Source organism: Ancylomarina sp., assembly GCF_041555295.1.
Lineage (GTDB): Bacteria > Bacteroidota > Bacteroidia > Bacteroidales > Marinifilaceae > Ancylomarina.
Genome location: NZ_JBFFKR010000017.1, coordinates 1 through 24,391 on the forward strand (window position 1 = coordinate 1; position 24,391 = coordinate 24,391).

Here is a 24,391-nt window from a genome sequence, read left to right on the forward strand (position 1 = left end):
GATGCTGCTCCTTTTTTTACGATTGTGATTCTTATCTATGCTCCATTTTTAGCCTTTTTAAGGCAATACGTAATTTCTTATAATGGAGTATCAATCATTCTATTAGCCGCTTTAATATTATGGTTTATAAATAATAGACAACTATTTTTAGAAATTATCTATTGTAAGGCGCGGATAAGTATTATCGTATTTATTTTCCTTTTTGTTGCTTATGGTATGTTTATAGGGGTTTCAGTTGAAAGGTTTATGAAATTTATTGAAACAGTTTTAGCACTTTTACTTTTTAGTATGGTTTTGAAATCTGTTCGTTATGTGAGACAGTATACCATTTATTTCATCGCAAGTTCTGCCCTAATTATAATAAGTTTTTTGCAACATATTGATACTCGTTATGTAATAGAAACTAGTGATGTCGTTCATAAGGCAAATCCCAGCGCCTTAAGTATTGGATTGGTTTTATCGGCATTTTTTATTTTTGTAGATAAAAAAGTTTGGATTGCTCAAATGGACAATGAATGGATGGAGAGACTAAAATACCCACTTCTGGCATTTATTCTTGTATTGACAATATTGACAACATCGAGAATTGGATTCTTTATGTTCATGGGGAGTTATCTTTTGTTTTTGATTCTAAGTAAATTCAGCATTAAGCAATTTTTACCCATATTAGTTGCAGTTTGTTTAAGTTTCATTTTTATTAGTAATTCTAGTTATTCTGAAATTACACAGCATTGGTTTAATAAGACGTTTAATAATGAAAGAGGAATTTCTTCAGCGACTTCTGGTCGCGCTGATCAGTGGAAAATGGCCGGAGTATATTTAGTAAGTGAACCACCGATAAATATTTTAAGTGGTTTTGGTCCTGGTAAAGGACCAAACTTTAGCCGAAAATTTTCAACCAGAGTTAATGCAATTGAATCTATGGCTGGAGGTTCTCATCAGTTACATTCCTTGTATCTTAATATATTAATAGAATATGGCCTTATTGCATTTGTTTGCTTTTGTTTTTTCTTAATAAAACGTTTTAAAAAAGTGTTTTCAGTTTATGTAAAGCTGAATTATAAGCTCCCCTTATTAGCACTGTTTGGTTATATGCTTTACATAGGTACGACTTCAGGTTTAGGCGTTATACCCGGCATGTTTATTGCCTTGTTTTTATTAGATATTGACGACTTTGCACGAAAGAAAAAAGGCATTAGAATCCCGAAAAATAACCCCTATAGAAAAGGAAATAGGTTCTATAATATCAATTTTAAAAAAGGTTCAATATCCTAAGGTATTTAATAGGGTTGTTAAATGTTTTAATTAATGATCTGGATTTTAAAAATTATCTTCTCTAAAATCTGTTATAAGATCATAAATTGACTCGGTGATAAACTAGGGTAAACAAACCTATAGAGAGTGTCAATTTAGAATATTCAAAATAGAGTTCTCTTGAAAAGATCGTGAATATTTATAAAAAGATAACAAAAGAAGACTAGAAGAAAGAAATGGAAAATCATGAGAATACTAGTACTGTTTTTGTAGGTCCTTTTTCACCTCCCAATAATGGTGATGGAGTTAAGAATCAATTTTTGAAAGAAGGATTTTCAACTTTTTTTTCTAATGAAATTCAATATTTTGATTCAATTAACAGAGGTGAAAATAAATTGAAATTTTTCAGACGGCTATTGAATTTACTCCGAATATCAGACCAAATTATATTATCACTGAACAAAACGGGAAGGTTTGTGCTGGTTCCCTTATGTGTTGTATTTTCATTTTTCATAAAAAAAAAGATTATGCTTTTTGTTATGGGGGGATGTTTTGATGTTCAAATAGGTGAAATGCCCAATATATTGAGCAAATTATTTCTCTTTTTTTTGAAGAAATTGGATTTTGTTTTTGTAGAGTCTAAATCGGTGATGAATAATTTAATAGCAATGGGGGTCACTAATTGCAAAATTATTTATAACCCACGTAAAAAGAATGGAGTAAAATGGGAACTTACTGCTATTAATCGAAACAAAATCGTTTTTATTTCGAGAATTACACCTACCAAAGGAGTATTAATATTAATAGAGGCCTATAATAAGCTTATTGCTAGGGGGCTGGAATTAAATTTAGATTTTTATGGACCTATCGAACCTATGTTTGAAAAAGAATTTTTGACGAAAGTTGATTCTTGCGATTCAATAAATTATATGGGAGTTATAGATCCTAGTCAGGTGCAAACTGTTTTTTTAGATTATCATCTATTTGCACTTCCTACTTTTCACCCAGGTGAGGGTTTGCCAGGTGTACTTGTTGAAGCCGGTTTTGTGGGAGTACCTGTGGTAATATCAGATTTTAATTCTATTGGTGAATATGTCGTTAATAGTGAAAGTGCATCTTTGGTTAAACCCAAATGTGAAGACGATTTAGTGCAAAAATTAAATGAAATCATAGAAGATGACCATTATTCTCAATCTATAAGTAAAGGTATCCAATATGCAGTTGAGGGGTTTCATCTTACTAAAGTTATGGGTAAAGTAAAAGAGTTTAGTACTAATGGTGGGTGGAATTTGTGAGTACCTCTAACTATATTAAACTTATCCACATATAAGTTTGGTCGAAATAATTTAGATTTTTTCTTGAACGTTTTTTGTGATTATAATTATAAAACGGCAATTACTTAACATAGAGTGAATAGATTTCCAGTTAGTGATGTTTAAATTGACTGCTAATACTCTCTGCATCAAAAATATAGGGTATGTTGAATGAAGGGAATCATCTTGTTTTTACTTGAGAATTAGAAGTTTACATTATGTCAGGTGAATGATGGCCAAGGTTCGGTGGAAAATTTTGATTGGAAAACAGTTAAGACTCAACGGTGTGATGTATTAAATTAGAATTATTATGGATTTTAGACGATTATTAAAATTGAAAGGTCTTCCCATCAATAAGGCTATCTCAGATTTAAAGCAAATAAGACAATTTCCGGATATTTTAGAATGGCAGAAAGAACAAGCCTGGAAGATCTATAAATATCATTGTGAATTCAACCCCTTTTATCAAAATTTAGGTAAGAATCTAAAAGAAAGATGGGAGGATATTCCAATTTTGTCAAAATCGGATCTGTCTGGAGACTATCGAACTAAGCTTCCCATTGTAGATGGTTCTCATAAGTGGTATGTAGAGAATACATCAGGTTCATCAGGACAACCACTTGTGTTTGCTAAAGATCGTTATTGTCATGCATTAGCATGGGCCTTAATTGAAGAACGGTACAATAGAGCAGGTATTGCTTTAAATGACCTAGAGGCTAGATTCTATGGTATACCATTGAGTTTTATTGGGAATACCAAAGAGAGTATTAAGGATTTTTTAGGAAACAGATTACGTTTCCCCGTTTTCGATTTGTCTGATTATGTACTGAAAAAATGGTTGAAAATATTTCAGAGAAAATCTTTTAAATACCTCTATGGGTACACAAATTCAATGGTTCATTTTGCAAAGTATCTAGAAAAAGAACAAATTGTTTTGAAAAAAGAATGCCCATCAATCACGAAGTGTTTTGTCACATCTGAGCTATGTAGTTTTGAGGATCAGGAATTTTTGCAGCAGGTTTTTGGTGTACCTGTAGTAAATGAATACGGAGCTTCTGAGTTGGGAATAATTGGATTTAAGTTGGACAATGAATGGATAGCTTCTGACGAATTACTGTACTTGGAAGTTGTGGATGATGAAAATAGATTACTTCCTGATGGAGAGCAGGGGCGCTTGTTATGTACCTCTTTGTTCAATAAAGGCACCCCTTTTGTACGATACGAAGTTGGAGATTTAGCCAGCATTCACCGAGCGAATGGAAAAACATGGATTGCTGGCTTAATGGGGAGATTAAATGATATGGCAATACTTCCTTCAGGAAAGAAAGTGCCAGGATTTACTTTTTACTACGTGGCAAGAGAGATACTGGAAAAGACTAATGTTGTAAAGGAGTACAGGGTTAATCAGTTAGCACTAGACCGTATCGAGTTATTGATTGTTGCCGACCGAAACCTCACTTCAGAGGAAACTTATTTGATAGAAAAAACTTTTGAAACCTATTTGGAAAAAGGTCTAAGGATAGAAATAATTCGGGTAGATTCTTTAGAGCGGAAAGCCAATGGAAAGTTTAAACATTTTACTACCGAAATCTATTAATTAGCCTAGTAACATGATCTTGTAATGACACATTTTGTTTCTATAATTATTCCTGTAAGGAATGAATTAAATTATATTGATTTTACTATGAATTCTCTCCTAAACCAAGATTACCCAAGAGATTTTATGGAAATAATTGTTGCAGATGGTATGTCAGATGATGGAACTAGAGAAAAATTAGAAGTCTACGTGGATAAATTTCATAGTCTGAAACTTGTAGATAATAAGCCTAAAATTGTATCTGCAGCTTTAAATAACTGTATCGCTATTGCGAAGGGTGATGTCATTATCCGTATGGACGCTCATTCAGTTTATCCAACTAATTACATTTCAGTTTTGGTTGAAAATTTATATGCTTTGGATGCAGATAATGTGGGTGTTAAACTTGAAACAATACCTTTTAGTAGTTCTCCTAAATCTCTTGCGATAGCAAAGGCTTTAAGTCACCCGTTGGGCGTTGGAAACTCTTGGTTTAGAATCGGAATAGAATCTGTTAAACAAGTTGATACGGTTCCATTTGGCTGTTTTCGAAGAGAGGTTTTTAACCAAATTGGAGGTTTTGATCTGGAATTGATACGTAATCAGGATGATGAGTTAAATGCACGTATGATTAAAAATGGAATGAAAATATTTTTAATTCCTGATATCAGTGTAAAATATTATGCACGCGAATCGATTTCTATCTTATGGAAAATGTATTATCAATATGGCTATTTTAAACCTTTGGTAAATCTAAAAATAAAAAAAATATCAAGTTTAAGACAATTAGCTCCACTGGCTCTGGTTTCTTATTTAATTCTTGGAGTTTTGGTTTCATTACTTTATCCCATTGCGTTAAGTCCTTTTTTACTTTTTTTGCTGCCTTACCTTTTGATTATCGTAGGAATTTCATTTTGGAATTTTAAAGCCTTAGGCTCTTTTACAGCCTGTTTTTGGTTGATGATTAGTTTTTCATGTATGCACATATCATATGGTTTAGGGTATTTAGTTGGTTTTTTATCAATTTTGACAAAACAGGGGAGAGGAGAAAAATTTTCACTATCAAGATAAAATGAATAAAAGGATTTTAGATATCTTCCTATCTACTTTGGGGCTGTTTTTTCTATTTCCAGTTTTGATAATCACTTCTGTGTGTATTGTTATTGAATCAGGTTTCCCGATTTTTTTCAGGCAATGTCGTGTGGGAAAAGGAGGTGCAGATTTCTACCTGTTAAAGTTCAGAACGATGAATCTTAACAGAAAATCTGAGGAGGGCTCCTTTGATGCTGGTGACACATCACGAGTGACATCTGTAGGTCGTTTTTTAAGGCGTACTAAATTAGATGAGTTACCACAACTTCTTAATGTTTTGTCTGGTGAAATGTCACTTGTTGGACCTCGACCTGAAGTACGCCAGTGGGTTAAAGCTTATCCTGAGAAATGGAAGAGCGTTCATAAAGTTAAACCCGGTATAACGGATAATGCATCTATTTTGTTTAGAAACGAAGAAGAAATTCTGGCAAGTAGTCTTAGTCCCCAAAAAACCTATAGAGAAGTAATTCTTCCAAAAAAACTTTCCTTGTATCTGGAATATGTCAAAACCCAATCTCTTGCACAGGACTGTCGAATCATTTTTAAAACCCTTTTAATCTTAATCCGAAAAAAGTAATATTATGCCTAAGATTCCTTTCTCAAAAGTTTCTTGTTCAGGATCTGAATTGAAATATATAAAAGAAGTATTAAAAAGTGGTTGGCTTACAACTGCAGGTAAAACTCAAGAATTTGAGAAGCTATTTGCTCAAAAAATAGGGGTTAAGTATGCCTGTGCTGTAAATTCATGTACGGCAGCCCTCCACCTTGGGCTCGAGGCTTTAAATGTAAAAGTGGGTGATAAGGTTTTTGTTCCAGCTATGACTTTTACTGCTTCAGCTGAGGTTATTCGATATTTGCATGCTGATCCTGTTATTCTGGATGTAGATTATGATACCCGTATTTTAACTCCTGAAATTCTTGAAAAGGCTATTATAAAGCATCCAGATGTTAAAGTTCTGATTATAGTTCATTTTGGAGGACATCCCGCCGACATGTTAGGTGATAATGGCATTTTGAAAGTTTGTAAAAAGAATGGTATTCGAATTGTCGAAGATGCTGCTCATGCTTTCCCAACTCGTATTGGTAATCAGATGATTGGGAGTGTTGGAGATGTTACTTGCTTTAGTTTTTATGCAAATAAAACCATTACAACTGGTGAGGGAGGTATGCTTACGACAAACAATGAAGATATCTACAAGCGGGTTAAGGTGATGCGTCTTCATGGCATTAATCGTGATATTTGGGATCGATTTACTTCTGATAAACCATCTTGGGAATATGATGTAGTCGCTCCTGGATACAAATACAACATGCCTGATTTAAATGCAGCTATTGGTTTGGCACAACTAGAAGATTCTGACAAATTTCATATGGGTAGGTTAAGAGCTGTAAATTTTTATCGAAGTGGACTGCAGGGAATAGATGGCATAGATTTGCCGGTATGTACGATTCCATTAGAAGATCATGCGTGGCATTTATTTCCTATCGTTCTTACACCAGAAGCGAACATAGAACGGAATACTTTTATTGAACGTATGGCCCAAATCGGGATCGGAACTTCTGTTCATTATAAACCTCTTTACTTGATGTCATATTATAAGGAACGTTATGACTTGAAGGCTATAGACTTTCCCAATAGTGAAAGAATATGGAAGGGAACCGTTTCTTTACCTCTGTTTCCATTTATGGATACTGATGACCTTAGTTTTATTTGTTCTAGCATCAAAACAATTCTGAAAGAAGCAAAACTTAATGTCACTTCTGTTTAACAGATTGTGATTTTTATTGACTCCATGTTTCTGAAGCTTAGTGGTTGACACTCAATTATTCTATGCAGACTTAATATATCATTCTGTTTAATGATTATCTTATGAAAGCACGTTTACGAAAGTTCTTAAATGTCCGGATTATTTCTCCTTGGTGGATATTTTTAATTGATTTGCTCTTGGTGTCGATAGCATTTGTAGTTGCTTATGTGATTCGATTAAACTTTAAATTACCTAATGTAAGTGCTTGGGAGTTCTTTGTAGCTGGTGGGTTATGTGTGACTACTTATGCTATATGTTTTTTGTTTTTTAGTTCGTACAAAGGAGTTATTCGTCATACCAACCTTAGAGAGTTAATTCGTCTGATTTATACAAATTTTAGTGCAGTTGTCATCCTTTTTGGACTTGATTTCATTAATCAAAGTTTTGAAGGAAATATTATACATGTTCCTTATCTGGTGTTAGTTCTTCAATTTATATTCACATTATTTTTCCTAACAGGGTTTCGATTGGTTGTGAGAGAAGTCTATTCATATCTGTCAAAGGTTGAGAAAACTAAAAAAACATTAATATATGGAGCCGGAGATTTAGGGCTTTTGGCTTTGGAGATATTAAATAAGGAGCGTAAAGGAAATTATCAGGTTGTAGGTTTTGTGGATGATGATAAAAATAAGTGGTCTACGAATTTGCATGATATTAAGGTGAGTGGATTTTCTAAAGCTTTATCTGTGGGAGTGAAAAAGGGTGTGAGTATGCTCGTTCTTGCCGCATCAAAAATGCGAAAGGAAAGAATCAGTGAGATTACAGAGATCTGTCTGGAAAATAATTGGGAAGTTAAAGTATTGCCTGCCTTTGATGATTGGATTGACGGAAAAATGCCTGCAAAAAGCGTAAGAGATGTTAAGATTGAAGATCTCTTAGGTCGAGATGAAATTCAACTGAACTTACAACGAATTAGTCAAAGTTTAATTGGTAAAACCATCTTGATTTCTGGAGCTGCGGGATCTATAGGTTCTGAAATTGTTCGTCAACTATTAAGATTTCCGATAGGAAAATTAGTTCTTCTTGATCAAGCTGAATCTGCTTTATATGATTTACAGCAAGAAATAAACTCGAAATATAATAAAGCTCCATTTGAGTTAGTAATTGGTGATGTTTCCAATTCTGCGCGAATGAGAAAAGTGTTTGAGCATTTTAATCCTGAAATTGTTTTTAATGCTGCAGCATATAAACATGTTCCATTAATGGAAGACAATCCCTATGAAGCTATAAGAGTTAATGTTGGTGGAACACGAAATTTAGCCGATTTATCGGTGGAATTTGGAGTCGAACAGTTTGTTATGATTTCAACAGATAAAGCCGTTAATCCAACTAATGTAATGGGTGCTTCGAAACGTATTTGCGAGATATACATCCAGTCACTAGCTCAGCGAGGCGATATTAAAACATCTTTTATAACAACTCGATTTGGAAATGTTTTAGGGTCTAATGGTTCTGTGGTACCTCTTTTTAAGAAACAGATTGAGCAAGGTGGCCCCGTTAGGGTTACTCATCCAGATATAACACGATACTTTATGACGATTCCTGAGGCTTGTCAATTGGTTTTAGAAGCTGGATGTATGGGACAAGGAGGCGAGATTTTTGTTTTTGATATGGGAGAACCAGTCAAAATTCTTGACTTAGCAAAGAAGATGATTCGTTTAGCAGGGTTGAAACTAAATATTGATATCCATATCACTTTCACAGGACTTAGACCTGGGGAGAAGTTATATGAGGAATTATTGGCTGGAAATGAAAATACGCTACCTACTCATAATAACAGAATTATGATTGGACAGGTGCGTCCACATAACTTTGACGATGTGAATACAGCCATTTCTGAGATTCTACATTTTTTGAATGTAGAGAATAATGAAATGATCGTTGCAAGAATGAAAGATTTGGTTCCAGAATTTATCTCTAAAAACTCAATATATGAATTATTAGATTATTATAATAATGAATCTAGTGATGATTTGTTAGTGTTTCATTCCCAAAAATTAAAAGATATTCCTTCAATTAAGAAGCTAGACGATTCAGTTCCTAAAAATGGCGAAAAGATTAGCGTCAAAAGATTAAGTTTAGTAAGTCTTAAAAGTAAAAATAAGAAACCCATAAATTTGATATAACTATAACCTACTCATTATCTGTCATATCTATAGTGATTTATTGAAACTAGGAGATTGTTTTTTTTACAGTCAAATTAAGTTTAGATACAGGTCTTGTTCCACGGATTGTAACTTATTTAAGTTTTTAAATAACAATAAGTTAGGGTTGTATGAAATATTCAAATGTTTTATAGAGTTCTAGTATTTAGTATAGTTTTTATAGGGAGCGATTTCTATTTGATAAATTGCGATTCACGATTATAAAAGTTTTTGAAATAATAAATTTTTTAATCTAAAATTACTCTCCTTATTTTGAAACAATTAAAATTTTAAATCGTATACCACTGATACGTGCGAACTTAGTTATTCTAAATCCATAATCGACTCCTAATCCTCTAATTTACTATTGCGAGTATTCCCCTTCATGTCTAAATAAAATTGAAAATGAAAGCCATTACAACACTTGTTACAAAAAAACGTGGAGTTTTTGAGATTGGATATAAATTTCACCTGGTATTATTCTTTTTGTTTTTGACTTGCAGTTCATTTGCAAGCTCTTTTCACGTGGCAGTAGATGGTTCTCCCAATGGAGATGGTAGTGAATTCAGTCCATGGGATTTGAACACTGCGCTTTCTCATCCTTCAACAGTTTTACAAGGAGATACCATTTGGTTACATGCAGGGGTTTATAAAGGTCACTTCACGAGTACCTTAAATGGAGCAGAGGGAGCAAATATAGTGGTTCGACAATTTCCTGGCGAAAAAGCTATTATTGATGGGGTAGGTCGAACTGGTTCTGCAGTATTGTCTGTTAAGGGATCTTACACAATTTATTGGGGTTTTACTGTTACCGATTCGAATACTAATCGTATTTCTCAAATAGCGGGAAGTTTTGCCTCAGATATTCCCAATGCTACAGGAGTAAACGTATTAGGTTCTTATAATAAAATCATCAATGTAATTGTACATGATGCTGCTGGTAATGGAATTGGAGCATGGGCTTCAGGAGTAAATACAGAGGTTTATGGATGTATATCTTACTACAATGGGTGGCAAGGTCCAGATCGAGGTCACGGACATGCTTTCTATTCTCAAAATGAAGATGGAACAAAGGTGATTGAGAACAATATTTTCTTTCATAACTTTAATAAGGGTATTCAAGTCTATACATCGAGTTCGTCTATTCGAGGGTATCATATTGAGGGAAATTCTATTTTTAATAATGGAATTATATCAAGAGGTAAAGATATAAGTGATAATATACTGATTGGTGGTGGTCAGCCAGCTGATAGATTGGTTATTACAGACAATTACACCTATATCACACCATCAGTAATTAAGACTAACGTTAGGCTTGGTTATGATGTTGCCAATGATAATGTAATTGTTAAAGATAATTATTTGATGGGAGGTTTTCCTGTCTTGAGAATGAACAACTGGAAATCAGTTGAATTTATTGGAAATACAATTGTCGGCAACGGAAAATTGATATATTTAGAAGTCCCATCAGGCGTACAATCTTCGTCTTATGAATGGGATTATAATACCTACTACGCAGGAGGTATTACCAAAGCTTATAATGAGAACGCAATTACATTTGAGGGATGGAAACAAACTTATTCAATTGACCAAAATAGTCAGTATACACATGCCGCTCCTTCGGGTACGAAAATTTTCAAGCGACCTAATAAGTACGAACCAGGACGTTCTTCTATAACCATATTCAACAGGGATTTGAACAACTCCATTAGTGTCGATTTATCAGATTTAATTGAGGATGGCGCAAACTATGAAATTTTTGATGTTGAAAATTTAAATCAAGGACCATTATTAGCAGGTGTTTATAAAGGAGGCAGTATTGATATTCCAATGAATTTGACAGCAACTACGTCTCCGAATGGTAATGTACCCGTTTTCCCTTCACATACTGGTCTTGAATTTGGAGTTTATTTAATAATTAGTTCTCCTTGTTCTGAGAACGATAATTATTATACCAGAAATAAAGAAACAGTTACTGAAAAATAATTTGTACTTAAAAACAGAATTGTTAAATCAATTTTCGTAGCTATACATTGTATTGGGCTGTTTATACTATATTGGTCTTTATTTGGTTTAATTAAGTCATAAAAATGCATGAAAGATTGAATTCTTTCGGACTGATTAAATATTATTAAACAATATTCACGACAAATTATTTATTTACCGATCATGAAAAAATTACTCCTCATACTGCTTTTAGGATGCCTAATGACCTTTTGTACTGAAAAAAGTGGAAACGTAAGTCCAAACGGAAACGGAAATGGAAACGGAAACGGGGATACGGATATTATTCCAACTCCTGTTCACCCTGAGATATTTGATGTTCAGAATTTAGGTTCTAAATCCATAATAGCTATTGATAATCCTGATTCTATTGTATTTATTCCTATGGATCTGACATCTGTTTCTAATCCAGTCGAAGGTGTGCCTAGTTCCCCTGTTCATACCACTATGGATTTTGGTGTTTATATACAGCAAGAAGCAGCAGAGGTTAAGGATAAATCTAATAATAATTGATGTTTATTTTATTTCCCTTTTTGGGTTTCTATGGAATAAAATAATATCTAAATTATCGTCTTTTGCCTTGTATATTATAAGGTTAAGGTCTAATTATACAATTTCCCCCCAAGAAATATATTTACACAAGTTTTTTAAGGTTGTGTAAATTAACAATTGCTACACTATCAGTCTTCGTCAATGGGAATAGTAATTATATTCCCATAACAAAGCCCCTATTTAAGATTAAATTCCCTACAATAATATACAATTGATTTTAACCTATAAATCAACCCGTATTGATGTTAATGAGATATTCCAGTAAGTTCATTTTTTTTACAAAAAAAAACAATAGCAGTTTTTGTATTTTAAAGATGGACCCATTAGTATCTATTAGCTTAAGTCTCTTCCACAATAGCCATCCCTTTTCATATTAAAGATGATTATTTCATGCATCAAAATGTCGGTTATGAAGCTTGTGTAATCCTATTAAATCTCACTTGTACGCAATTTTCACAAACTTGATTTATTGTGAAGTTTATTTTATAATTTATTGATAAATGATAAGTGTATAGGGATTGTAAGTGAAAATCCCATCAAACCATGAGATTTTTTCTGTGGGCAAGTTTTTTTTCTGAATCTTAAAAATTCACTAGAAGTACAATTGTCGAGTTAGTTTGTTTTTTATCTAAGGGTCAATTTATGAGATTATATCTGAACTTGAAGAAAATGAGACTTCTGATGATTTATGAAGAGATGATTTCACAAAAAGAGAGTTGATATAGATATTATAAAATTCAATATTCTAAATGTTACCAATTCATTTTTTGAATTGTATCACGAAAAATATAATAACATAGCTGTATGAATAATTTAAATAGTAGTAGAGTTTGTCTCACAACCTTTGTCTATGGACCTAAATACCAATGTTATTTGCCTTTTTTATTATACTCCTGTCATAAAGCATATCCTGAATATGATGTAGTCTTATTTCTATATGATGACTTAAACCCAGATATTAAAAAACAAATTGAAAAAATAGGATTAACAAATAAAGTAGTCATAAGAGAAGGTTGCTTTAATGATTGTTCTAAAATGACACCTTTAAAAAGTAAATCTTTGAGATGGATATTGTGGGATGATTTATTTAAGAACTATGATTATTTATATACGGTTGATATTGACATGTTCTATTTATTAGAACCAATGGCATTACATAAGCAACATATACAACACATGAAATTCATAGGTTTGCCAATAAGTAACTTACGTAGGCATTTTGTTTTTAATCCTTATAAGCCTTTTACATTTGCTTTTAGGTTTAAACATGCTGGTTTTAAAGGAATATTAAATTTTTTAATAGGAGAAAAAGAGGAATATAAATTAACTGGATTACATTTTGTGAAAATTAAGGATTATTTTGATAAGTTGAATTTCGAACAAAGACAAAAATATAGAAATCAGATTTATAAGAATAATTATTTTAAATATGTGAAATATCCCAATGCTGAAATTATATTAGGATATATAGTAAAACAATTAGGATTTGATCTTAATAAGTTAGGTGTTCAAACAGATTCTGTTAAAATGTTAGATTATAACGCTCCCAAAAGACTAGAGTTTAGACCACATCACGGTATTCATTTGGGGATTTTTAGACGGAGTTTAAAAGAAATTAATAAAGTTGAAAGTGATGTGGAAATTTTGAACAGTCCTGTATATAGATATTATATTCAAAAAACAAAGGATGAAATATTACCAGATAATATTTTTAAAGAATTAATAAAAGATGCTCCGGATAATGTGAAATTTGCATTTTCTCAGCTGTTTAAGTTTTATGGTATAAACTATGTCATATGAATAGGGTATTAATCCTTTCGGATAATCTATGTTCGGGAGGTGCACAAAGACAAATTGTATTGTTGGCTAAAGCTTTACAAAGAAATGGAGTAAACGTAGAAGTTCTTTGTTACGCAAGGGGAAATTTTTTTGCTCATCATTTAGAAGAAAATAATATCTTAATTCATTGGTTAATTCGTGATAACTATGTTCATAGAATTTTGAGTGTAAGAAAATTTATAATTAAAAATAAATATGATGCAGTCATATCTTTTCTACAAGTAGCTAATTTATTAAATTGTTTATCTGCAGTTGGAAGGAAAAAGTGGAAAGTAATTACAGGTGAACGAAGTGCAAATAAGAAGTTTTTTAAAACTTTTAAGGGAAAAATAGTTGTCAAACTTCAGAAGTATTCTGACTGTATTGTTTGCAATTCGAACAATGCTGCGTTAATGTGGAAATCATCATTCCCTGAATACTCTAAAAAAATTAAAATTATTCACAATTTTATTGATTGCTCGCATATCAATAGCAGATATATTCCTAGATCAGGGAATAAATTACATATTGTTATTGTGGCAACATATAGTTACTTAAAAAATCCTTTAGGAGTAATAAAAGCATTAAGCTTATTAAGTGAGAGGGAAAAGGCGCAAATACAAATTAGTTGGTTTGGAAGAAAAGAAGAGTCAATAGGTAATACAAAAGCTTACGATGAGGCTGAAAATTTAATCAATGAAAATAATTTAAATTCTTCTATGTCTTTAAATGAAAGTAGTAGAGATGTATATAATATTATGAATAAAGCTGATGTTATAGGCTTATTCAGTGAATACGAAGGATTTCCAAATGTAATATGTGAAGGTATGATGCTTGGTAAACCAATTATAATGAGTCGAGTTTCAGATTATAAAGATTTAGTTGATAATTCTAATGGATTTTTATGTGATTGGAATAATATAGATTCAATTAAAGATGCGTTTATTTCTTCATTGAAACTTTCAATAAATGAGCTAATTGATAAGGGTGAAATGTCAAAGTTGAAAATCAATTCTTTATTAAATGATGAAAAAACTTTTGATAAATGGAATTCTATAATATTGAAATAACAATGGCTTTTACGATCTCTAACTGCCTGTGATTTTAAGAGCTTGGTTGATTCTGATGTTGTTAGATGGCTAAGTCTTGAAATCTATAAAGGGTTTGATGAGCGATATCTTCAGCGTTATATAAAAATAAATTATGCAATTTCTATGGGTATAAATAAACTGTGGATGCCAAACGCTATCTGGTTTGCCCTAAAACTTAGGGTCATACTTAACGATAGTCGAAACTCCTTGTCTAATGGTCAGTTTGTTCTCAGAACTAGCAAGGCTAGTAAGAGCAAGAAAGTTTTGATGGTGAGGGGCCTAAGAAATAAGACTAGTGACATTATTACATTAATATTAGATGAATTTTCTTGAGATCATCGAAGTACAATCAGGGAAGTTTCGCTGGATATATCCTTGATCATTAAAAAGTGTTTCCTAAAGCCTTAATGGTTACAAATCAAAAAGCATCAAAGTTAATTACTTTGATGCTTTTTTGTTTTGGCGGAGAGAGAGGGATTCGAACCCCCGGTACCTTGCGGTACACATGCTTTCCAAACGAAGTTTTCGCCTTCTTTGTTTTTCCTTTAAAATAGCCTAATCCCAGTAGTGGTGTGCTGTAAGGCTCTCTTACAGTGCTTTGTGTTACTTCGCTTTTTTCGTTATTAAAGAAAGATAATGTACCTTTATGCATTAAATGTTACACCTATGTTACACCCAGTGCAAATTTATTAGGTATTATGGCTTCTGTAAAATTCATTTTTAGGAAAGATAAAATTTCAAATGATGGAACATCTCCAATTCATCTTCAGATAATCCACAAAAGAAGTAGAAGGGTAATTGCAACAGGGATTTCTGCTTTCTTAAATAATTGGGATGACAAGAATGGTCAGCTTATTAATTTCCAAAAAAAGGAAAAGTATATTGTAACTAAAAAGAACTTCTTACTTAAGAAACTTTTTATGCAAGCTGAAGAAGTTATTATTGATTTTGAAACCAGTGGAGAAGCTTACACAGTTGACGATGTAATTGCTAAATTAAAAGGAGTAGAGTCAACCTCTTTCATAAATTTTACAGAAAAGACAATTAAGGAGCTTCTTGATCAAAAAAAGAATGGGAATGCTCGTGTTTATAGATGCCACCTTAATATTGTAAAGAAATTCGTTAAAGAGCAAGAGTTTAGTTTCGATCAGATCACCTACAAATGGCTGAAATCTTTTGAAACCTATTTAATAAGTAGAGACAATAGTATAAATAGCATTTCATTTCAAATGAGAACTTTGCGTGCCATATATAATCGTGCGATCAAAGAGAAATTGGCTAAGAAGGATAGCTACCCCTTTGATGATTATAAAATCCAGAGTGTTAAAACACAAAAGCGAGCATTAAAAAAAGAGGATATTATTGTAATTCGAGATTTAGTTCTTGATGATAAAATTGCCGTGGAAAGAGCTAGGGATTTATTCATGTTCAGTTTCTACTGCATGGGTATGTCATTTATTGATGTTGCGTACATGAAAGTTGAAGATATTCGTGATGGAAGATTATATTATTCTAGAAAAAAAACTTCTCAGCAATATAATTGTGAATTGCTGCCACCTGCTTTAGAAATAATTAAAAAATATTCTGATTTGAAAAATCCCAAGGAGTATGTATTCCCAATAATAGATCCGAATCATCCTGATCCCCATAAGAGTTATCTCTCTCAAATGCAGAAAACCAATCACAAACTAAGGGATCTTGCGAACCTGATTGAATTGAACATACCCCTCACGTCCTACGTCGCACGTCACTCATGGGCAACTATTGCTAAGCGCTCAGGTGTTCCAACGGCTGTCATTTCCGAAGGACTCGGGCACACCACAGAGAAAACAACCCAAATCTATCTTGATAGCTTCGAAAACGAAGTTTTAGATGCTGCTAATAGGTTGATAACGCTCTAAGTAAATCGTTAAGGCTGTTTTTTTTTGAGCACATCAAGTTGTTTATTTATTGTTTCTTTTCGGATTATGATGAGAATTTATTAAAACCTATTAGGTTTACCACAGTGATGAAAAAAAAGGATAGGTAATAAAAATAGGAAAGAGATCTATCGATGATGGGTCTCTTTTTCTATGAAAGAGAGTATGGAAATGAAATTGTTGTATTTTTTAAAATATTCCTAAATCATATAGATTAAAAATTAATTGTGGGATTTTTACTGGTTAACAATAATAGTATTGTGTTTTGCTCTTTTTAGTTTATATGCATTTCAAGTTTATGTCTAATGAAATCTTTGCTAATACTTTGTTCTGTGTGTGTTTATGGTTTTTTGATTTGCCGTTTTGTAAATTTTACGCAATCGTTGTAGAGGGTTTGTTATTAAGCATAATTAATGTTGTGTATTCTATGTCATGCTATATTACCTTGCTTTGATGGTCTAAAAGTTTTTTCTACATTCGCAAATCTTAAGTTGTTAATTTTTGTGAATAACACACTCTAAAGGCAATAAATATAAGGGATGAGAACCATTTCCGATAAAACCATTCTTCTCGATAATAATGAAACACTGAGCTATAATACTCTGTTTAATGAGATGTATGCTGGCTTGTGTAAGTTTGCCGAACGCTTTCTGATCGTTTCAGCGGATGGAGAAGATTTGGTGCAGGAAGTTTTTTTGATATTATGGGATAAGTTTGATGATTTTGAGGCTTTAAACGCCATAAAAGCTTATCTCTACCAATCTACTCGAAATGCGTGTCTGAACCAAATACGACACGAGAAAGTGAAAAAGAGGTATGAGGCTGAACAAGTGTATCATCTTGAATCAGAATCCTTTTTTTACCAGCAAGTAGTCGAAGAAGAAGGAAAGAGACTGATTGCACAATGCATTAGTGAACTGCCACCACAGTGCCGAAAGGTATTGCAGCTTAGCATGCATGATCTTAAAAATAAAGAAATTGCTGATGATTTAGGTATTTCGATCAATTCTGTAAAAACTCAAAAGGCTATTGCCTATAAAACTCTCCGTTTAAAACTTCAAGGTGCCTTTGATATTCTGATGATTATCAGTGGTTTTTAGTTTTTTTTTATTTTTTTTAACTTTCTCTTCACCCAGTTTTTCATTTATGGTGTTCTTACTAGACAAGAACAGAAAAATGAAGGAAACAAAAGAACATATTTTACTCGCAGAATTATTAGTAAAAGAGGTTACTAATAAGCTTTCTGATGATGAAAAGGAGCAACTAAATCCCTTTTTGTTGGATGAAAATAAAAAGCAAATGATCGACTCAGCCCGAGAATCGATTATTCTACACTCGCAAAAAAAGCATTATAAAGATTTCGATATTGAAACTGCTCGCCAAAAAATTGAGTGGAAGATAAAATTTAAGAAGAAATCAAAAATGAGAAGGTTGTATAATGCAGCTCGTTTAGCAGCTGTTCTTGCTTTACCAATTGCAATTACAACTTATATGACTGTAACTTTTTTTGAGTTAAATGAAAGTCAATATGCTCAAGTACCTATAAATATTAAAAAAGGAGAAGCAAAGGCTATTTTGTATCTCTCTGATGGAAGTAGTGTTGATTTGGACACAAAAAAGATTAGTCAAATCGAAGAGGCAGATGGATCTCTTATTCTGAAAGATAGCACTGGCCTTAATTATACTAACCAGTCTAATGAGATTATTGATGCTGAAATTCAAGAAAATGTGGTGGTGACTCCTGCAGGTGGAGAGTATCAACTTACACTTTCAGATGGAACTAAGGTATGGATGAATGCGCTCTCTGAGATTCGTTATCCGGTAAAATTCTCTGGAGATAGTCGTAAGGTGGCTGTTTCAGGGGAGGTGTTTTTCGATGTGGCTAAGAATAAGGATAAACCGTTTTATGTGAGTGTAGGTGATGTTGATATTAAGGTGTTGGGTACTCAGTTTAATGTGATGGCCTACCCTGATGAGGAAAATATTGAAACAACGCTGGTTGAAGGTTCTGTTCGTTTAATGAGTGAAAGATTTGATAAAACACAGACAGAGGTTGATTTAGTACCTGGACATAAGGCTAATTTTAACAGATCAACCAAAGCTGTGGAAATAACGACAGTGAATACCGATATCTATACGGCATGGAAAGATGGAAAGTTTGTGTTTGAAAGTGCAAATTTAGATGATATCATGCGCAAATTGGAGAGAAGGTATAATGTGAAAGTGTTTTTTGAAAACCAGGATATGAAAAATCTTCGCTTTAGTGCCAGACTAAGTCGTTATGGCAATATAGAGGATGTCCTATATAAAATGGAGCAAACGACCAGTGTGAAATTTATTGTGAAGGATGATCATGTCATAGTCCGGAAAAAATACGACGAGAAATTTAGATAAAATTCATTACATCATAAGATGTTAGTTGATTGAAGCTTTAGTGTTGATTTGCTTGGCTAAGCTGTCATTCAGTATTTGAGAAATAAACCCAAAATTTAACCTAAAAAAAAACAGGAAATGCGACAACATTTCCTGCTTGAATCAAATAAAGTATTCCATAAGGAATACAATGTTTAATCTTTTCGAAACAAATTTATGAAAAAACTCGCTACGAGTCAAGTTTTCCCTCTGGGGGAAAGGTTGAAACGAATGTTAAGAATTATGAAATTTACGTGGATTATACTCCTGATTACATCATTTCAGTTATCTGCAAGTGTTTATTCTCAGCAAACTAGCTTTAATGTTAGCTTTAAAGGAGCAAGCTTGCAGGATTTAATGAATGAGATAAAAAAAAGTAGTGAATTCGACTTTATTTATTCTCAGGATGAAATTGAAGATGTAAAGATTAATGATGCTGATTTTAATGGTTCAGGAGTGGAAGAAATTCTGGAACGTTGTCTGGAAGGCTCTAAAATCGATTATAAGATTGAAGATAAGGTGATTATTTTAATGCCTTCGACTCAAAAAAATAATCAGCAGCAAGATAAAAGACAAATAAAAGGGACAGTTGTTGATGACACTAAATTGCCTTTGCCAGGTGTTTCTGTTGTTGAGAAAGGAACAACCAATGGTGTTTCTACCGATTTTGATGGAAATTACAGTCTTGAAATACCTGCTGCAGGGAATGTTGTCTTGGTTTTCAGATTTATTGGTATGGAACCTCAGGAAATCGTTGTTGCTGATCAGACTGTTATTAATGTTGTGTTAACAGGTTCTTCTGAGCAATTGGCTGAGATTGTTGTGACAACTGGTTATCAGAAGATCGATCGTAAGCTGTTTACGGGTTCGGCTACAGTATTAAAAGCAGAAGATGCTAAAGTTGCAGGTGTGGCTGATGTGGGGCGTATGCTGGAAGGTAAAGTAGCGGGTGTATCTGTACAGAATGTATCAGGAACCTTTGGAGCTGCTCCAAAAATCCGTGTACGTGGTGCTTCTTCTATTTACGGTGATACCAAACCTTTGTGGGTTGTTGATGGAGTCGTATTGGAAGATGTTGTTGACATTTCTCCTGATCAATTGTCTTCGGGTGATGCCTCAACATTGATCTCTTCTTCTGTTGCAGGTTTGAATGCCGATGACATTGAAAGCTTTCAGATTTTGAAAGATGCTTCTGCAACAGCTCTTTATGGTGCCCGAGCTATGAACGGTGTAATTGTGATTACAACCAAGAAAGGACATACAGGGAAAAATTCCATAAGAGTAAGTTCAGAGTTCACCATGAAAATGAAACCTTCTTATGGTGATTACGATATCATGAATTCTCAGGATCAGATGGCCATGTTCATGGAGATGGAGGATAAAGGATGGTTGAACCATGCAGATATGATGCGGTCTAAAGACGGTGGTGTTTTTCATAAGATGTATAACCTGATCGACTCCTATGAGAACGGTAAGTTTGGCTTGGAAAATACGCCTGAAGCCAGAGCCGACTTTTTGCGCAGATACGAAAGAGCCAATACCGATTGGTTTGATATTCTGTTTAAAAATTCTTTGCAGCAAAATCATTCGGTATCTTTTTCGGGAGGTTCTGAAACATCAAAATTTTATGCTTCTACCTCATGGTTACATGACGATGGATGGACCATTGCCGATAATGTAGATCGTTATACCATAAACATGAGAGGTGATTTTGATGTGACTGAGAAGCTTAAGATTGGTTTGCAAACTAAAGGTTCTATTCGTGAGCAAAAAACGCCTGGTACTTTTAACCGTACTAATGATGCGGTGAATGGAAATTATTCGAGAGAGTTCGATATCAATCCATTCTCTTACGCAATGAACACCAGTAGAACAATTATGCCTTATGGTGAGAATGGAAATTCGGAATATGTTCGTATGAACTATGCCCCATTTAATATCCTTGAGGAGTATAATAATAATTCCATTAATCTTGATGTGCTGGATTTATCTATCCAGGGTAGTGCAGATTATAAATTCAATAAGTACCTGAATTATAATTTTACAGGTTCTCTTCGATATGTGAAGTCGTCAAACGAACATCTTATTAAAGAGGGGTCAAATGTTGTGGCTGCATATAATGCAGGAGTTGATGATCCTGTTGTTGCGAAGGATAATAAATACTTGTGGACAGATATTTCACGTCCAAATTCAAGACCAATTTCTGTACTTCCTAATGGTGGTTTCTACAACAAGGAAAACAATACCATGAAGAACCTTTACTTCAGAAATATGGTGAACTACAACCGTACTTTTGACGAAATTCATTCTGTAAATGTTATGTTGGGTCAGGAATTGAAATATGTAGACCGTCAGTATGATTTTTCGAATGGATATGGCTATCAGTACAATAAAGGTGGAGTCGTTTTTACCGATCCTAATATGATTAAGGCAACCAATGAATCGGGATTCGCTTATTATGGAATGGAAGAATTCAGAGACCGTTTTGTTGCGGCATTTACCAATGCAGCTTATTCTTACGCAGGAAAATATACCATTAATGGTACCGTTCGTGTTGATGGATCCAATCGTTTAGGAAAGGCTAAAAGTGCCAGATATTTGCCTACATGGAACCTCTCGGGTAAGTGGAATGCAAAAGAAGAATCATATTTAACTGATGTTGAGTGGTTGTCTAACTTGTCTTTTAGAGGAACTTACGGTCTGACTGCTTCTATGGGGCCGGCTAACAATGCTACTATAGTATATCGAAACAGAATTACCACAACCCCTTACGATTCTGAGAAGCAAAATGCAATGTATATCGAATCCTTAGGAAACTCAGAACTGACTTGGGAGAAACAGTACGAAACCAACATCGGTTTTGATATGGGCTTATTCAGACGTATATCTATAAGCGTTGATGCTTACCGCCGTAAAGGATTTGATCTGATTGCTAATGTTAGAACATCCGGAGTAGGTGGAGAAGGCTGGAAGTTTGCCAACTATGCCGATATGATATCCAAAGGGATTGAATTCAGCTTGGGGTCTCAAAATATTGTGAGTGATGATTTCAAGTGGAACACCAACCTTACTTTTGCCTACAATAAGAGTGAGATCACGAACCTGAAGAACAATCCAATAATTTTTGATTTGGTGAAAGCCGAAGGGGGAGCCTTGAAGGGAGGACCAGTTCGCGGTTTGTATTCCATTCCTTTTGCAGGTTTGAGCGAAATGGGATTACCGCAGTTTTACGATAAAGATGGTAATGTAACCAGTGAGGTTTATTTCCAGGATAATGACATTGATTATTTGAAGTACGAAGGGTCAATTGATCCTAAGATTACGGGAGGTGTTTCCAATAGGTTCAAATATAAGAATTGGAGTTTGAATGTCTTTTGTAGCTATCAATTTGGAAATGTGATCCGTTTGTACCCTTCTTTCCATGCTTCTTACTCTGATATGGATGCCATAACAAAGGATATGAAGAACAGATGGCTTGTGCCTGGCGATGAGAAGCTTACTGGTATTCCGGTGATTGCTTCCAAAAGATTAAAAGACAAGTATGGGTCTGAATTGGAAGCGACCTATAATGCTTACAACTATTCGGATCAGAGAGTGGCCAAGGGTGATTTTATTCGATTAAAAGAGGTTTCTCTGGAGTATAAAGTGCCAAAAGCCTTCCTAAGCAAATTAGGGGTTGCTAGTGCATCGGTTAAGGCGCAGGGTACCAACTTGTACCTGTTGTATTCGGATAAAGCACTTAACGGGCAAGATCCTGAGTTCTTTGGAACGGGTGGGGTTGCACTTCCGGTACCAAAACAGTTTACATTCTCGCTTAAATTAGGATTCTAAAACGATAGAAAATGGACAAAAAAATATTATATATACTGAGTATTGTAATGGCATTTGGATTAATGTCGTGCGATAAGTATTTGGATACAACACCTGACAACCGTACGGTGTTGGATTCAGATGAGAAAGTTAAAGAGCTGCTTGCGAGCGCATATCCTGAAACAACCTACGGATTGTTCTGCTATTCCATGTCGGATAATATTTCCGATATGGGCGATGGGAACGAAATGTTCCGTAATAACGAACAGGGCTATTTCTGGGAAGAATTTACCGATACAGATCAGGATTCCCCAACCATGTATTGGGAGTCTGCTTACAAAGCCATAGCTCATGCCAACCAGGCTTTGGATTTTATTGAAAGCAAAAAAAATGGAGAAGAAATCCCCGCAGAATATCTGCCCTATTATGGGGAAGCACTTTTGGTAAGAGCTTACAACCATTTTATGTTGGTTAACTTGTGGGGAAAACACTATGATCCTGCTACAGCAGCTACAGATTTGGGTATCCCTTATGTGACCGAGATGGAAGATGTTGTATTCAAAGACTACAAGAGAGAAACAGTTGCCAAGGTGTATGAGTTGATTGAAAATGACCTGAAAGAGGGAATTCAATTTATTCAGGATAATGCTTATGATGTGCCAAAGTATCACTTTAATATAGCAGCAGCCAATGCTTTCGCTTCTCGTTTCTACATGTTTAAGGGCGAGTTTGGAAAAGTAGCTGATTATGCTACTACTGCTTTGGGAGGAAATGCTTCGGCCAAGTTGAGAGACCTTACCGGGAAATACAACCTTATGGACTTAAACGAGAGGGCGGCTGAATATTCTAAGGCTACCGAGCCTGCCAACCTGATGCTTACAAGTAACATCACTTATAACTTTAATTTTTTCCAGGGGCTTCTTCGTTACCGTTTAACCTATGATCTTTATAAAAGTGTATTCGATAAAATTTTTGTGAAAGAGAGTAGCAATCATACATGGGCTCAAAGTTTGGTTACTGTTAGCGGGGACGGTCATGTGATTTGGAAATGGGGCTATTTCTTTAAAAAAATGGATGTGAATGCCGATATCGGGCTTTACTACGGTATGACTCCTAAAATTGTTGCTGAAGAAGCGCTATTTAATAGAATTGAAGCTAATGTCATGCTCGAACACTACACTGAGGTGGAGCAAGATCTGAATCTGTATTTTGAAAATAGATTGGTTCCTTTTACTGATGAAAATAAGGTTACCGAAGCAAAAATAATGGAACATTTCAATAACGATTCAAAGGCAGATTCACCTTTGAACCCATGGTATGAGTTGGATGAAAAACAACGTGCTTACCTAAATTGTGTGATACACACTCGCCGAAGAGAATTTGTGTATACGGGTTTGAGATGGTTTGATATTCGTCGTTTCAATATAAAGGTAATCCATGAAGTTGAGGATGGTGAAAAGGTCGTATTAGAGACAGATGATGCGAGAAAGGTATTACAGATTCCTACTATGGCTCAGCAATACGGACTGGAAGCAAATAATCGATAAACGGTACAAAAATGAAACGTCCATGATTTTAGAAACGAAGTTCAATGAAAC

16 protein-coding genes are annotated in these 24,391 nt (G+C 34.0%); all 16 read left to right on the forward strand.

The window, feature by feature from the left end; translation table 11 throughout:
- Positions 1-1,275, forward strand: a 1,275-nt coding sequence (locus tag ABY905_RS02865) for an O-antigen ligase family protein (RefSeq protein WP_372640248.1), incomplete at its 5' end; no start/stop codon positions are given.
- Between the two features lie 215 nt (positions 1,276-1,490).
- On the forward strand, positions 1,491-2,549 hold the full coding sequence (locus tag ABY905_RS02870) for a glycosyltransferase family 4 protein (RefSeq protein ID WP_372640250.1): 1,059 nt from the start codon (positions 1,491-1,493) through the stop codon (positions 2,547-2,549).
- Between the two features lie 328 nt (positions 2,550-2,877).
- Complete coding sequence (locus ABY905_RS02875; protein WP_372640252.1) at positions 2,878-4,164, forward strand: hypothetical protein; 1,287 nt, start codon at positions 2,878-2,880, stop codon at positions 4,162-4,164.
- A 24-nt stretch (positions 4,165-4,188) separates the two neighbouring features.
- On the forward strand, positions 4,189-5,214 hold the full coding sequence (locus ABY905_RS02880) for a glycosyltransferase family 2 protein (RefSeq protein WP_372640254.1): 1,026 nt from the start codon (positions 4,189-4,191) through the stop codon (positions 5,212-5,214).
- Position 5,215: 1 nt separating this feature from the next.
- The gene (locus ABY905_RS02885; protein ID WP_372640256.1) at positions 5,216-5,812 is read left to right on the forward strand and encodes a sugar transferase; all 597 of its coding nucleotides are present in this window, start codon (positions 5,216-5,218) and stop codon (positions 5,810-5,812) included.
- Positions 5,813-5,816: 4 nt separating this feature from the next.
- The gene (locus tag ABY905_RS02890; RefSeq protein ID WP_372640259.1) at positions 5,817-7,004 is read left to right on the forward strand and encodes a DegT/DnrJ/EryC1/StrS family aminotransferase; all 1,188 of its coding nucleotides are present in this window, start codon (positions 5,817-5,819) and stop codon (positions 7,002-7,004) included.
- A 101-nt stretch (positions 7,005-7,105) separates the two neighbouring features.
- Positions 7,106-9,169 carry a polysaccharide biosynthesis protein gene (locus ABY905_RS02895; protein ID WP_372640261.1) on the forward strand — a complete coding sequence of 688 codons (2,064 nt, stop codon included), beginning with the start codon at positions 7,106-7,108 and terminating at the stop codon, positions 9,167-9,169.
- Between the two features lie 423 nt (positions 9,170-9,592).
- Positions 9,593-11,173 (forward strand): hypothetical protein, encoded by a 1,581-nt coding sequence (locus ABY905_RS02900; RefSeq protein WP_372640263.1) that lies wholly within the window; start codon positions 9,593-9,595, stop codon positions 11,171-11,173.
- A gap of 183 nt (positions 11,174-11,356) precedes the next feature.
- A complete protein-coding gene (locus ABY905_RS02905; RefSeq protein WP_372640265.1) occupies positions 11,357-11,704 on the forward strand; it encodes a hypothetical protein in 348 nt (115 codons plus the stop codon).
- An 843-nt stretch (positions 11,705-12,547) separates the two neighbouring features.
- Entirely contained in the window at positions 12,548-13,543 is a 996-nt protein-coding gene (locus ABY905_RS02910) for a hypothetical protein (protein WP_372640267.1), read from the forward strand.
- Entirely contained in the window at positions 13,540-14,631 is a 1,092-nt protein-coding gene (locus tag ABY905_RS02915) for a glycosyltransferase (protein WP_372640269.1), read from the forward strand. The genes ABY905_RS02910 and ABY905_RS02915 overlap by 4 nt, the downstream gene beginning before the upstream one ends.
- A 719-nt stretch (positions 14,632-15,350) precedes the next feature.
- Positions 15,351-16,553 (forward strand): phage integrase SAM-like domain-containing protein, encoded by a 1,203-nt coding sequence (locus tag ABY905_RS02920; RefSeq protein WP_372640271.1) that lies wholly within the window; start codon positions 15,351-15,353, stop codon positions 16,551-16,553.
- A gap of 557 nt (positions 16,554-17,110) precedes the next feature.
- Positions 17,111-17,671, forward strand: a complete 561-nt coding sequence (locus tag ABY905_RS02925; protein WP_372640273.1) for an RNA polymerase sigma-70 factor — start codon at positions 17,111-17,113, stop codon at positions 17,669-17,671.
- Positions 17,672-17,747: 76 nt separating this feature from the next.
- Positions 17,748-18,965, forward strand: coding sequence for a FecR family protein (locus tag ABY905_RS02930; RefSeq protein ID WP_372640275.1), 1,218 nt, complete (start codon positions 17,748-17,750; stop codon positions 18,963-18,965).
- 261 nt (positions 18,966-19,226) lie between these two features.
- The gene (locus ABY905_RS02935) at positions 19,227-22,814 is read left to right on the forward strand and encodes a SusC/RagA family TonB-linked outer membrane protein (RefSeq protein ID WP_372640277.1); all 3,588 of its coding nucleotides are present in this window, start codon (positions 19,227-19,229) and stop codon (positions 22,812-22,814) included.
- Positions 22,815-22,825: 11 nt separating this feature from the next.
- Positions 22,826-24,340: a RagB/SusD family nutrient uptake outer membrane protein gene (locus ABY905_RS02940; RefSeq protein ID WP_372640279.1), complete on the forward strand. Its 1,515-nt coding sequence runs from the start codon at positions 22,826-22,828 to the stop codon at positions 24,338-24,340.
- The last annotated feature ends 51 nt before the right edge of the window (positions 24,341-24,391 follow it).